We start from the raw sequence: 11,805 nt of genomic DNA, 5'->3' as shown, positions 1-11,805 counted from the left end.
ATGACGAGACCCCGCGCGCTGCGCGGGGCCTCGTGGTCTGCGTGGTCGGTCGCTGAGGCCGCGTGCCTACTGGAACTGGCCGATCTGCAGGAAGTTGAGGATGCCGCCCACGTCGACGAGCGGACCCTGCACGAGCGGGCCCTCGATGAGCGCGGCCTGCGGCGACGAGACGGAGCCGATGGCCGACGACTGCTCCGACGCCATGGCGGCGGGTCCGCCGACGGCGATGCCGGCGATGGCGAGCGCGGCCGTCGCGGCCGCGGCACTCATGGTCCGAGTGGTCTTCTTCATGGGATTCCCCTCCTGAGCCTGTGGTGCCCGCATCGGGCACGTGAGGTCGTTCGGGACCGCGCGTCGAGGAGTTTGGATGCGCTCGAGGCTCGGGCGCGGCGGATCCTGAGGACGCTTCAGGTGCAGGCGACGGCAGGCGACCGAGGTCGCCCGCCGTCGATCTGCGCTCAGCCGCGGGCCGCGGCCTCCGCGGCGACGCCGCCGACGGGCTCGCGCGGCCGCTCGACGCGCGCCGCCTGCATCTGCTCGGCCATGTGCTCGAGCACGCGCACGACCTGCGACGAGTAGCCGTACTCGTTGTCGTACCAGACGTACACGACGAGGTGGCGGCCGGATGCGATGGTCGCGAGGCCGTCGACGATGCCGGCGCGGTTGTTGCCGACGAAGTCCGTCGAGACGACCTCGGGCGAGTCGACGAAGTCGATCTGCGTGCGCAGGCGTCCCTTGAGCGACGCGCGGCGCAGCAGCTCGTTGACCTGGTCGCGCTCGACGGCCGTCTCGAGCGTGAGGTTGAGGATCGCCATCGACACGTCGGGCGTCGGCACGCGGATCGCGTTGCCCGTCAGGCGTCCCTCGAGCTCCGGCAGCGCCTTCGCGACGGCCTTCGCCGCACCGGTCTCGGTGAGCACCATGTTGAGGGCAGCCGAACGGCCGCGACGGTCGCCCTTGTGGAAGTTGTCGATGAGGTTCTGGTCGTTCGTGTACGAGTGCACGGTCTCGACATGACCGTGCTCGACGCCGTAGGCGTCGTGCAGCACCTTGAGCACGGGCGTGATGGCGTTCGTCGTGCACGACGCGGCCGTGACGATGCGGTCGTCGGCGTCGATCATGTCCTGGTTGATGCCGAACACGACGTTCTTCAGGGGGCTCTTGCCCGGCGCCGTCAGCAGCACGCGCGAGACGCCCTTCGACTGCAGGTGCAGCGACAGGCCCGCCTCGTCGCGCCAGCGGCCCGTGTTGTCGACGACGATCGCGTCGCGGATGCCGTGCGCCTCGTAGTCGACGCTCGAGGGGTCGTCGGAGTGGATGACCTGGATGAGCGTGCCGTTGGCGAGGATCGTCTGCGCCTCGTGGTCGATCTGGATCGTGCCGTCGAACGGGCCGTGCACCGAGTCGCGGCGCAGCAGGTTCGCGCGCTTCTCGAGATCGTGCTCGCCGCCCGAGCGCACGACGATGGCGCGCAGGCGCAGGCCGAGGCCGTTGCCCGCGTGACCGACGAGGATGCGGGCGAGCAGGCGCCCGATGCGGCCGAAGCCGTAGAGCACGACGTCGGTGGGCTCCTGGTGCTCCCACGACTGCAGCGAGCCGAGCGCGTCGCGCACGTACGCCTCGAGGCCCGACACGTCGTCGGGCGCGCCGTCGAGCAGGCGGCCGAGATCGAGCGAGACGCCCTGCAGGCGCAGCTCGTCGGCGACCTGGAGCGCGAGCAGCGAGTGCGCGACGTCGAGCTCGACGTCGCTGACGCGACGCGCCCAGCGGTGGGCGCGCAGCACCTCGATCGCCGAGCGGTTGATGATCTTGCGGCCGTGCACGTGCGGGATGACGTTCCGCTCGCGGTACAGCCTGCCGATGAGGGGGATGGCCGACTCGGCCATCGCGACGCGCTCCAACCATGCGTCCTGGGATCGCTGCACTGCGTCCGTCACTCGCTCTTCGCTCCTCGTGCGCCCGGCTCGGGCGCGGGTCCGTCGCGGCGGATCTCGCCGCATCCCCATCCTTTCGCCGCAGCGCAGGATGCGGGGCGGATCGGGCGGGTCAGGCTGCGAGCGCTTGCCGAGACGACAAGAACCCCGGTTCTTCACCGGGGTTCTCGTGCGGGGCGGACGTCAGCGGGTCAGGACACGTAGGCCTTGCCGAGGCGCCAGTAGCCCGTGAACGTGACGTTGGCCTTGTCGACGCCGCGGTGCTTCACGAGGTGGCGGCGCGCGCCGGTCGCGAGCGACTGCTCGCCTGCGGCGTACGCGTAGGCGATGTCGCCGGGCAGGTCGAGGTCGGCGAGCGCCCGCAGGCCGGCCTGGCCCTCGCGCTCCGAGCCGCGGTGGATCCAGTGCACGTCGATGCCGTCCGGCTGCCCGAGGTCCTGCACGTCGTCCATGTGGCCGACCTCGATCACGGCGATGCCGCGCGTCCCGCGGTCGATCGAGCTGCAGACGCCCGCGATGGCGGGGATGACCGACTCGTCGCCGACCATGAGCACGTCGCCCTCGACGCCGTCGTCGTTGTAGAGCAGGCCCTCGTCGAGCAGCGCGGCGCGCTCGCCGACCTTGGCGTCGATCGACCACTGCGCGCCGGGACCCGGGTCCTCGTGCACGACGAAGTCGATGTCGAGCTCCTGCACGTCGCGGCGGAACGAGCGGATCGTGTAGTTGCGGATGAAGGGGCGCTTCGCCTCCGACATGAGCAGGTACTGCGGGAACCACTGCTTCGGGCTCGTCGGCACCTGCAGCGCATCCTGGTCCGGGCGGCGCATGAAGAAGCGGAACCACTGGTCGTAGCCCTGCGGCGTCATGTTCGCGACGTCCTCGCCACCGAGCGTCACGCGACGCAGGTGCGGGGAGATCTGCTCGTTGCCGAGCACCTCGAGGTCGATGAATCGAGGGGCGACGGCGGCGACGCGCGCGGGTCCGGCCATGCGGGAGCTCCTTCGTGCAGCGTTCGCTGCGGGAGGGGATGTGCGGTAAGGCAACCCTCACCGTAGCCGACGACGCATCCGCACGTCGAGCCCGCTCGGCGATCCACGGCCCCGTCGGGCGATGCGCGGGGGAATACGATGGGGGTGCGCAGCGCTGCACAGCCCTGTCCCCACGCACCGTCCGGAGACTCCCCCATGCAGCAGCTCACCCCCGTCCGTCGCGTCCTCGCGCTCTTCGCGCTCGCGCTCGGCGGCTTCGGCATCGGCACCACCGAGTTCGCCTCGATGGGCCTCCTGCCGCTCATCGGCGACGACCTCGTGCCGGGCTTCGCGGCCAACCCCGAGCGCGGCATCCAGACCGCCGGGTGGCTCATCTCGGCGTACGCGCTCGGCGTCGTCGTCGGCGCCCCCGCGATCGCGGTGCTCGCGGCACGGATGTCGCAGACGCGGCTCGTGCTCATCCTCGCCGCGGCCTTCACGATCGCGAACCTCTCGAGCGCGCTCATGCCCACGTTCGAGCTCACGATGCTGTCGCGCTTCGTCTCCGGCCTCCCCCATGGCGCGTACTTCGGCGTCGCGTCGCTGCTCGCGGCCCGCATCATGGGTCCCGGCCGTCAGGGCGCGGGCGTCGCGCTCGCGCTGTCGGGGCTCACGGTCGCGAACGTCATCGGCGTGCCGCTCGGCACCTACCTCGGCCAGACCGCCGGATGGCGCTGGTCGTACGTCGCGATCGCCGGCATCTTCGCGCTCACGCTGCTGCTCGCGTTCCGCACGCTGCCGACCGTGGCAGGCAATCCTGAGCGCAATCCGCTGCGCGAGCTCTCGGCCCTGCGCGACGGCCGCCTGTGGCTCATGCTCGCGGTCGGCGCCGTCGGCTTCGGCGGCTTCTTCGCCATCTACTCGTACATCGCCGAGACCGTCACGCGCGTCGCGGTCCTCAGCGAGAGCACGGTGCCGTGGGTGCTCGCGACGCTCGGCATCGGCATGACGATCGGCAACATCCTCGGCGGCGTGCTCGGCGACAAGGCGCTCGTGCCGACGATGCTCGGCGGCTTCCTCGCCGTCATCCCCGTCATGGGCCTCTACTCGGTGCTCGGCGGCGAGCCCGTGGCGCTGTTCGTGCTCGCCTTCCTCATCGGCCTGTCGACGTCGATGCTCATCCCGTCGATCCAGTCGCGCATCATCCAGATCGCCGGCGAGGCCGAGCTGCTGGGTGCCGCGATGAACCACGCGGCGTTCAACGTCGGCAACGCGCTCGGCGCGGCTGTCGGCGGTGCCGTGATCGGCGCCGGCCTCGGCTACCTCGCGCCCGGATGGGTGGGCGTGCTGCTCGCGACGGCCGGCATGGGCCTCGCGGTCGTCAGCGTGCTGCTCGACCGCCGCTCCGCATCGCTGCGCCGTCTCGAGACGCACGAGCAGGGCATCGTCGAGCGCGTCGGCTAGCGCCGACCCCCCGCTACCGCATCCGACCGGATGCCGCCAGCCTCCGTTCCGCGACGCAGATCCCGTGCGTAGGCTCGGGTGCATGCAGGGCACCGCGACCGACGTCGACCTCTCGGTCGACGACGCCGCCCTGGCGGCGACCGACGGCGACTGGGTCACCATCGTGTGGGACGACCCCGTGAACCTCATGACCTACGTCACCTACGTGTTCCGCTCGTACTTCGGCTTCGACGAGGCGAAGGCCGAGCGCCTCATGATGCAGGTGCACACGAAGGGCCGGGCGATCGTGTCGGCCGGCGGCCGCGAGCAGCAGGAGCTGCACGTGTCTGCCATGCACGGCTACGGCCTGCTCGCGACGCTGGAGCGTGTCGAGTGAAGCCGTGGAGGCGCGACGGCGACGCGCTCGTGCTCGAGCTCACGGCCGACGAGGCGACGATGCTCACCCGGCTCGTCGCCCAGGTGCGGCAGGTGTTCGTCGCGGTGCGCGACGGCGAGGCCGACCGCGCCGATCCCGTGGTCGAGCGCCTCTTCCCCGCCGCGTACGAGGACGAGGAGCTCGCCGACGAGTTCCGCAGGCTCACCTCCGACGACCAGGCGGCGCTCCGGCTCGACCGGCAACGGGCGATGGCGCGCGACCTCGCCGCCCACGCGACCGTCGTCGACGAGCGCGTGCGCGTCGAGGTGCCCGAGGAGTCGGCGGATGCGTGGCTCGCGGGCATCGGCGACATCCGCATCGTGCTGCACACGCGCGTGCAGCAGGGCCCCACGAGCCACCTCGACCTCACGGCCGACGACCTCGCCCAGTTCCAGGCGGTCGTCGACTGGCTCGGCTACGCGCAGGGCAGCCTCGTCGAGGCCGTCGTCTCGGACTGACCTCAGCGCTCCCCGGCCCCGAAGCCCTCGCGCTGCGAGCGCTCCTGCAGCGTCTCGAGCTCCTCGAAGAGCGTGATCTGCAGGTCGGCGGGCGCCTGCAGCCGCGCGTTCAGCGACCGCCAGGGCGTCTCGCGCGGCGTCGCCAGCACCTCGCCGCCCGCGGCCTCCAGCGCCGACGTCGCCGCAGCCGCGTCGTCGACCTCGAACGCGAGGCGGATGCGCGGGCTCGTCACGCCGTCGGTCTCGACGGCGTCGATCGCGCGCACGTGGGAGGGGTTCGCGAGCTCCAGGGTCGCCCGCCCGGCCTCGAGGATCACCACGCGCTCGTCGCCCTCCCCCGCGTACGCCGCCTGCTCGGGCAGCCCGAGGGCGTCGCGGAAGAACGCGACGGCGGCGTCGTGGTCGTCGGCCTCGACGACGATGCGCAGCTGACGGACGGTCGGACGGGCTGCCTCGCTCATGCCGGATGCAACGGCATCCCGCCCGCGCCGATTCCGCATCCGCTCGCGACCGGTGGGAGGATCGCAGGATGAAGATCCTCTCGATCCAGTCGTCGGTCGCGTACGGCCACGTCGGCAACTCGGCCGCCGTGTTCCCGCTGCAGCGGCTGGGGCACGAGGTGTGGCCGGTCTCGACCGTCGTGTTCTCGAACCACACCGGGTACGGCGCGTGGCGCGGCCCGCTGCTGCCCGCGACCGACGTCGCCGACGTCATCCTCGGCATCGAGGAGCGCGGCGCGCTCGCCCAGGTCGATGCGGTGCTCTCGGGCTACCTCGGCGGCGAGGAGATCGTCGACGTCGTCGTCGACGCCGTGCAGCGCACGAAGGCGCTCAACCCGGCCGCGACGTACACGTGCGATCCCGTCATGGGCAACGCGAAGTCCGGCTGCTTCGTCGCTCCGGCGATCCCTGCGCTCATCCGCGAGCGCGTCGTGCCGGTCGCCGACCTCATCGCGCCGAACCAGTTCGAGCTCGGCTTCCTCACCGGCACCGAGCCGGCGACGCTCGACGAGACCCTCGAGTCCGTCGACCGCGCCCGCGACATGGGACCCCGCACGGTGCTCGTCACGAGCGTCGAGCGCCCCGACCGACCGCAGGGCACCATCGAGATGCTCGCGGTCGACGACGAGGGCGCCTGGATCGTGCAGACCCCGTTCCTGCCGTTCAAGGCCAACGGCTCCGGCGACGTCACCGCCGCGCTGTTCACGGCGCACTACCGCACGTCGGGATCGGCGTGGGATGCGCTCGAGGCGACGGTGTCGAGCGTGTTCGACCTGCTGCAGACCACCCTCGACTCGGGCGAGCGCGAGCTCCAGCTCGTGGAGGCGCAGGAGGCGTACGCGCACCCGCGTCGCCAGTTCCAGGTCCGACAGGTCCGCTGACGCCATGACTGACCCGACCACCGCGGTGCGGCGCGCGTACGAGACGCGCGCCGACGCATGGGATGCCGCCATGGGCATGGTCGAGGGCTGGCTCGACGAGCGCGCGGATGCGCTGCTCGCCGACGCCGACCGCATGCGGCTCGTCGTCATGCCCGGTCGCATCAAGGACGAGGCGCGCACGATCGATCGCCTCTCGCGTGCTGCGACCGAGCTGGACCTCGCCGACGTCACGGTCGACCAGGTCGAGGAGCTCGTGCGCGACGTCGTCGGCGTGAAGGTGCTGTGCAAGTCGACGCGCGACCAGCTGCTGCTCGCCGACGACGTCGCGACGGCGCACCAGGACGGCATCCACCTCGTCGAGATCCGCGACTACGTCGCCGAGCCCAAGCCCTCCGGCTACCGCGCCGTGCATGCGCTGCTCGACGTCGACGTCACGACGCCTGCGGGCACGACGGTCGTGGCCGTCGAGGTGCAGATCAAGACGCGCGTGCAGGATGCCTGGGGCGAGCTGACGCACGAGGACCTCTACAAGCCCGGCGGTGGGCTGCGGCCGAGCGGCTTCCACCGGTCGGTGGGCCGCACGATGGCGAACCTGCTGGCCGAGGTGGATCGCCTCGCCGACGACCTCGCTGGCGAGTTCGACGTCGCGACCGCCGAGCCGGCGTCGGAGCGTGCGCAGACGATCGCGGGCCGCATCCCGATCCGCTCGGTCGTCGTGCGCTCGACAGGTCCGCGCTATGCGCTGGCGGTCGATGACGAGGGCCGCCAGGGCCTCATCCCGGCCTTCGCCGTGCGGGCGCTCGCACCCACCGACCGGCACGTCGACGTGGATGCGTTCGTGCCGGAGGGCTCGACGCTCGAGGCCCGCGTCTTCGAGGACGAGCGCGGTCTCTACTACCTGCCGGTCGCCCTGCCCGAGGTCGCCGAGGGCTGATCCCCACGCGCGTCGTCGCACGTCGCGCCTAGCATCGCCCACGATGGCGAACACGAAGCCCCCGGCCGGCTACGACCCACGATTCCTCGGCGTCGACGTGCCCGCGCCGACGCCCGTCGACGACGCGGACGCACCGGTGCTGCCGTACACGCACTTCTCGGTGACGATGCATCGGCAGCGGCGCCTCGCGTGGTCGGTGGCATGGGCGATCGACGGCCTGCGGCTCTTCCCCGACATCCCCCGCCAGCGCGACTTCTTCGCCGACGAGCGGCTGCCGCTCGACGAGCAGACGACCGACGAGGTCTACGCGGCCAACGACCTCGATCGCGGCCACCTCGCGCGCCGCGCCGACCTGCTGTGGGGCACGCTCGCCGAGGCGCGTGCCGCGAACCGCGACTCGTTCTGCTTCACGAACATCACGCCGCAGCATGCCGACTTCAACCAGTCGGGCCGCGGCGGCGCGTGGGGCGAGCTCGAGCACGCCGTGCTCGACCTCGACGGCCTGCATGAGCGCCGCGTCGTCGTCTTCGCAGGCCCGGTGCTCGCAGCCGACGACCCCGAGTACCGCGGCGTCGTGCGCCTGCCGCGCGAGCACTGGAAGATCGTCGTCTACCGGCTCGGCGACGCCATCCGCGCTCGCGCGTTCCTGCTCGCGCAGGACCTGTCGACCGTGCAGCCCGCCTACCTCGACGGCTTCGAGACGTACGAGGTGACCCTCGACGATCTCGCCGAGCGCACCGGACTCGACCTGTCCCGCATCCCCGTCGGCAAGCGCAGCCGCACGGCGACGCCGACGACGCCGCGCCTCGTGGCGAGCGTCGACGACGTCGACTGGTGAGGCGCTAGCGACGCTCGCGGCGCTCGCGCACGCGCACGTTGACCTGGATCGGGCTGCCCTCGAAGCCGAACTCCTCGCGCAGACGACGCGTGATGAAGCGGCGGTACTGCGGGTCGAGGAAGCCGGTCGTGAACAGCACGAAGGTCGGCGGACGCGTGCTCGCCTGCGTCGCGAAGAGGATGCGCGGCTGCTTGCCGCTGCGCACGGGGTGCGGGTTCGCCGCCGACAGCTCGGCGAGGAACGCGTTGAGCTTGCCGGTGGGGATGCGCGTGTCCCACGAGTCGAGGGCGAGCTCGAGGGCGGGCACGAGCTTCTCGAGGTGACGACCCGTGCGGGCCGAGATGTTCACGCGCGGCGCCCAGGCGACGTGGTGGAGGTCCTTCTCGATCTCGCGCTCGAGGTACTTGCGGCGCTCGTCCTCGAGCTGGTCCCACTTGTTGAACGCCAGCACGAGCGCGCGGCCCGACTCGAGCACGAGGTCGACGATGCGCACGTCCTGCTCCGACAGCACCTCGGTGACGTCGAGCAGCACGACCGCCACCTCGGCCTTCTCGAGCGCGGCCTGCGTGCGCAGCGTCGCGTAGAAGTCGGCGCCCTGCTGCAGGTGCACGCGGCGACGGATGCCTGCGGTGTCGACGAAGCGCCACACGCGGCCGGCGAGCTCGATCTGCTCGTCGACGGGGTCGCGCGTCGTGCCTGCCATCTCGTTGACGACGACGCGCTCCTCGCCGGCGGCCTTGTTGAGCAGCGACGACTTGCCGACGTTCGGGCGACCGAGCAGGGCGACGCGGCGGGGTCCGCCGAGCTCGACCTTCGCGACGGCCGACTCGTCGGGCAGCACCTTCATGGCGGCGTCGAGCAGGTCGGCGACGCCACGGCTGTGCAGCGCCGAGACCGGGTACGGCTCGCCGAGGCCGAGGCTCCACAGGCTCGAGGCCTCGAGGTCGCGGCGGGCGTCGTCGGACTTGTTGGCGACGAGCATGACGGGCTTCGACGACGAGCGCAGCATGCGCACGACGTGCTCGTCGGTCGACGTCGCGCCCACGGTCACGTCGACGACGAACAGCACGGCGTCGGCGAGGTCGACGGCGATCTCCGCCTGCTGCGCGACCGACTTGTCGATGCCGCGCGCATCCGGCTCCCACCCGCCGGTGTCGACGACCGTGAACGCACGGCCCTCCCACTCGGCACGGTAGGTGACGCGGTCGCGCGTGACGCCGGGGGTGTCCTCGACGACGGCCTCGCGACGGCCGATGATGCGGTTCACGAGCGCCGACTTGCCCACGTTGGGGCGGCCGACGATCGCCAGCACGGGCAGCGCGGGCAGCGTGACGACCTCGTCGGGTCCGAGCTCGGCCGCGAGCAGCGCCGCGTCCTCCTCGTCGAGGTCGTAGTCGGAGAGGCCGGCGCGCAGCGAGGCGACGCGCGCCTCGTCGAGCTCGCGCGCCTCGTCCATGTCGGTCGGGTAGGCCTGCACGACCTCCACGTCGTCGGCGTCGGCCGGGTCGAACCCGTCGGGCTGGGGCTGGTCGGTGGTCATGCACGCTCCTGCGTTCGTACGAGCTCGACGACCGCGGCGACGGTCTCGTCGAAGTCGAGATGGGTGGAGTCGACCAGCGTCACGCCCGGTGCGGGCGTCATGAAGTCGACCACCTGGTTGTCGGATCGGTCGCGCGCGCTCAGGCGCTCCGCCACGCCTGCCGCATCCCCCACGTCGCCGATGCGGCGGCGGATGCGCACGTCCTCGTCGGCGGTGAGCAGGATGCGCACGTCGGCGTCGGGCGCGACGACCGTGGTGATGTCGCGCCCCTCGACGACGATGCCCGGACGGGCGTCGGCGATGAGGGCGCGGAAGCGCACGTTGACGGCCTCGCGCACGGCGGGCACGCGGGCGACGCCCGAGACGGCGCCCGAGATGCGCTCGGTGCGGATGGCATCGGTCACGTCGACGCCGCCGACCGAGAACCGTTGCGTCTCGCCTGCGACGTCGACGGCGTAGTCGAAGTCGTCGAGCAAGCTCAGCACGTCGGTCTCGACGTACGGGTCGAGGCCCCGCTCGAGCACGAGCCACGCGAGCGAGCGGTAGGCGGCGCCGGTGTCGAGCAGGTGGAAGCCCAGCTGCTCGGCCGCGACGCGCGCGACGGAGGACTTGCCCGAGCCCGCGGGCCCGTCGATGGCGACGGTCGTCACGAGACCACCGCCCATCCGCGCGCGTCGAGGGCCTCGAGCAGTCGCTGCTCGGTCTCGGGGGCGATGAGGATCTCGGCGACGCCGAACTGGGCGCCCTCGGCGTGCTCGAGGCGCACGTCCTCCATGTTCACGTTGGCGTCTCCGATGTCGGTGAGGAGGCGGGCGAGCTGGCCCGGGCGGTCGTCGACGCGCACGGCGATGCGCGTGAAGCGCGACCGCTGGCCGTGCTTGCCCGGCAGGCGCTCGACGCCGGCGCGGCCGTCGGCGAGCACGTCGGCGATCGTGCGGCGCGCGCCCTCGCGATCGACGTCGTCGAGCGCGTCGACGAGGCGGTCGAGGTCGGCGCGCAGCGCGCGCAGCTGCTCGGCGACGGCGGGGGCGTTGGCCGAGAGGATCTGCACCCACAGGCCCGGGTCGCTGCCTGCGACGCGCGTGACGTCGCGCACGCCCTGCCCCGCGAGCCGCAGCGCCTCGTCGGCGGCCTCCTGCAGGCGCACGGCCATGAGCGTCGAGACGAGCTGCGGCACATGGCTCACGGTCGCGACCGAGCGGTCGTGCTCGGCGGGATCCATCTCGATCGGGATGGCGCCGAGGTCGAGGATGAGGTCGTCGACGACGCTGCCCTGCGCGTACGAGATGGCGTCGTGGTCGGCGATCACCCACGGGCGACCGACGAAGAGGTCGGCGCGGCCTGCGAGGGCCCCCGAGCGCTCGCGGCCGGCCATGGGATGCGTGCCGAGGTAGCGGCTCACGTCGGCGCCAGCGCTGCGGAGGTCGGCGAGGATCGGGGCCTTGACGCTCGCGACGTCGATGACGACGGCGTCGCGGTGCGTGTCGAGCTCGCGCGCGACGACGTCGGCGGTGACGTCGGGCGGCACGGCCACGACCACGAGCGCCGGGGCGTCGCCGATGCCCGCGGGGCGTCCGGCACCGTAGTCGGCGGCGAGGCGCACGGCCGTGGGGCTGACGTCGGCGAGCGTCACGTCGACGCCCAGCCTCGTCAGACCCATCCCGATCGAGGATCCGAGGAGCCCGGTGCCGACGATGCGCACGGGTCCGCGGAGTCGATGGGTCACCGGTCAAGGGTACGCGACCGGCGGGCTCCGCCCGGCACGCCCTCCACCAGCTGGTCGAGGAGGCCGCAGCCGAAGGCTGCAGCCGTCACGAGACCACGTGACGGACCCGCCCGACGCGACCATTCGCATGGCTGGGCAGGAGAAGCG

The 11,805-nt window shown here is 72.2% G+C and carries 13 protein-coding genes; 6 read left to right on the top strand and 7 right to left on the bottom strand.

What is annotated here, in order from left to right; all coding sequences use genetic code 11:
* Positions 1 to 66: 66 nt before the first annotated feature.
* From FS793_RS00150 to FS793_RS00140, 3 genes are all read right to left on the bottom strand, one after another.
* Entirely contained in the window at positions 67 to 291 is a 225-nt protein-coding gene (locus FS793_RS00150; RefSeq protein WP_144717381.1) for a hypothetical protein, read from the bottom strand.
* Between the two features lie 167 nt (positions 292 to 458).
* Complete coding sequence (locus tag FS793_RS00145; RefSeq protein ID WP_440130450.1) at positions 459 to 1,886, bottom strand: glyceraldehyde-3-phosphate dehydrogenase; 1,428 nt, start codon at positions 1,884 to 1,886, stop codon at positions 459 to 461.
* A 239-nt stretch (positions 1,887 to 2,125) separates the two neighbouring features.
* Complete coding sequence (locus FS793_RS00140) at positions 2,126 to 2,923, bottom strand: siderophore-interacting protein (protein ID WP_144717377.1); 798 nt, start codon at positions 2,921 to 2,923, stop codon at positions 2,126 to 2,128.
* Between the two features lie 195 nt (positions 2,924 to 3,118).
* Here FS793_RS00140 and FS793_RS00135 point away from each other — a divergent pair, with 195 nt between their 5' ends.
* The 3 genes from FS793_RS00135 to FS793_RS00125 all read left to right on the top strand — a co-directional run bounded on the left by FS793_RS00135 (position 3,119) and on the right by FS793_RS00125 (position 5,239).
* On the top strand, positions 3,119 to 4,366 hold the full coding sequence (locus FS793_RS00135) for an MFS transporter (protein WP_144717375.1): 1,248 nt from the start codon (positions 3,119 to 3,121) through the stop codon (positions 4,364 to 4,366).
* A gap of 82 nt (positions 4,367 to 4,448) precedes the next feature.
* Complete coding sequence (clpS, locus tag FS793_RS00130) at positions 4,449 to 4,742, top strand: ATP-dependent Clp protease adapter ClpS (RefSeq protein WP_144717373.1); 294 nt, start codon at positions 4,449 to 4,451, stop codon at positions 4,740 to 4,742.
* Complete coding sequence (locus FS793_RS00125) at positions 4,739 to 5,239, top strand: DUF2017 family protein (protein WP_144717371.1); 501 nt, start codon at positions 4,739 to 4,741, stop codon at positions 5,237 to 5,239. The genes clpS and FS793_RS00125 overlap by 4 nt, the downstream gene beginning before the upstream one ends.
* Before the next feature lie 2 nt (positions 5,240 to 5,241).
* On the opposite strand, the gene FS793_RS00120 is transcribed toward FS793_RS00125, so the two are convergent.
* A complete protein-coding gene (locus FS793_RS00120) occupies positions 5,242 to 5,700 on the bottom strand; it encodes a VOC family protein (protein ID WP_144717369.1) in 459 nt (152 codons plus the stop codon).
* 68 nt (positions 5,701 to 5,768) lie between these two features.
* On the opposite strand from FS793_RS00120, the gene pdxY reads away from it, so the two are divergent.
* From pdxY to FS793_RS00105, 3 genes are read left to right on the top strand one after another with little or no spacing between them, the layout of a single operon-like run.
* Complete coding sequence (gene pdxY / locus FS793_RS00115; protein WP_144717367.1) at positions 5,769 to 6,620, top strand: pyridoxal kinase PdxY; 852 nt, start codon at positions 5,769 to 5,771, stop codon at positions 6,618 to 6,620.
* Positions 6,621 to 6,624: 4 nt separating this feature from the next.
* Positions 6,625 to 7,554 carry a GTP pyrophosphokinase gene (locus tag FS793_RS00110; RefSeq protein ID WP_144717365.1) on the top strand — a complete coding sequence of 310 codons (930 nt, stop codon included), beginning with the start codon at positions 6,625 to 6,627 and terminating at the stop codon, positions 7,552 to 7,554.
* A gap of 43 nt (positions 7,555 to 7,597) precedes the next feature.
* Positions 7,598 to 8,392 (top strand): DNA/RNA non-specific endonuclease, encoded by a 795-nt coding sequence (locus FS793_RS00105; RefSeq protein ID WP_186329247.1) that lies wholly within the window; start codon positions 7,598 to 7,600, stop codon positions 8,390 to 8,392.
* 4 nt (positions 8,393 to 8,396) lie between these two features.
* Here FS793_RS00105 and der read toward each other — a convergent pair whose 3' ends face one another.
* The 3 genes from der to FS793_RS00090 all read right to left on the bottom strand — a co-directional run bounded on the left by der (position 8,397) and on the right by FS793_RS00090 (position 11,592).
* The gene (der, locus tag FS793_RS00100; RefSeq protein WP_144719689.1) at positions 8,397 to 9,848 is read right to left on the bottom strand and encodes a ribosome biogenesis GTPase Der; all 1,452 of its coding nucleotides are present in this window, start codon (positions 9,846 to 9,848) and stop codon (positions 8,397 to 8,399) included.
* Positions 9,849 to 9,928: 80 nt separating this feature from the next.
* Entirely contained in the window at positions 9,929 to 10,597 is a 669-nt protein-coding gene (cmk, locus tag FS793_RS00095; RefSeq protein ID WP_144717361.1) for a (d)CMP kinase, read from the bottom strand.
* Positions 10,579 to 11,592, bottom strand: a complete 1,014-nt coding sequence (locus tag FS793_RS00090; protein ID WP_440130449.1) for a prephenate dehydrogenase — start codon at positions 11,590 to 11,592, stop codon at positions 10,579 to 10,581. The genes cmk and FS793_RS00090 overlap by 19 nt, the downstream gene beginning before the upstream one ends.
* Positions 11,593 to 11,805: the final 213 nt, after the last annotated feature.

The sequence above is a fragment of the Agrococcus jejuensis genome, assembly GCF_007679035.1.
GTDB lineage: Bacteria > Actinomycetota > Actinomycetes > Actinomycetales > Microbacteriaceae > Agrococcus > Agrococcus jejuensis_A.
The sequence above is the reverse complement of the archived record's forward strand: the minus strand, read 5'-3'. Positions and strand labels throughout refer to the sequence as shown.

What these genes read in the sequence shown, in the direction of transcription:
- FS793_RS00090 (WP_440130449.1), bottom strand. Translation starts at nt 11,592, where the DNA reads ATGGGTCTGACGAGGCTGGGCGTCGACGTGACGCTCGCCGACGTCAGC.
- pdxY (WP_144717367.1), top strand. Translation starts at nt 5,769, where the DNA reads ATGAAGATCCTCTCGATCCAGTCGTCGGTCGCGTACGGCCACGTCGGC.
- FS793_RS00110 (WP_144717365.1), top strand. Translation starts at nt 6,625, where the DNA reads ATGACTGACCCGACCACCGCGGTGCGGCGCGCGTACGAGACGCGCGCC.
- clpS (WP_144717373.1), top strand. Translation starts at nt 4,449, where the DNA reads ATGCAGGGCACCGCGACCGACGTCGACCTCTCGGTCGACGACGCCGCC.
- FS793_RS00150 (WP_144717381.1), bottom strand. Translation starts at nt 291, where the DNA reads ATGAAGAAGACCACTCGGACCATGAGTGCCGCGGCCGCGACGGCCGCG.
- FS793_RS00145 (WP_440130450.1), bottom strand. Translation starts at nt 1,886, where the DNA reads ATGGCCGAGTCGGCCATCCCCCTCATCGGCAGGCTGTACCGCGAGCGG.
- FS793_RS00135 (WP_144717375.1), top strand. Translation starts at nt 3,119, where the DNA reads ATGCAGCAGCTCACCCCCGTCCGTCGCGTCCTCGCGCTCTTCGCGCTC.
- cmk (WP_144717361.1), bottom strand. Translation starts at nt 10,597, where the DNA reads ATGGGCGGTGGTCTCGTGACGACCGTCGCCATCGACGGGCCCGCGGGC.
- FS793_RS00120 (WP_144717369.1), bottom strand. Translation starts at nt 5,700, where the DNA reads ATGAGCGAGGCAGCCCGTCCGACCGTCCGTCAGCTGCGCATCGTCGTC.
- der (WP_144719689.1), bottom strand. Translation starts at nt 9,848, where the DNA reads ATGGACGAGGCGCGCGAGCTCGACGAGGCGCGCGTCGCCTCGCTGCGC.
- FS793_RS00140 (WP_144717377.1), bottom strand. Translation starts at nt 2,923, where the DNA reads ATGGCCGGACCCGCGCGCGTCGCCGCCGTCGCCCCTCGATTCATCGAC.
- FS793_RS00105 (WP_186329247.1), top strand. Translation starts at nt 7,598, where the DNA reads ATGGCGAACACGAAGCCCCCGGCCGGCTACGACCCACGATTCCTCGGC.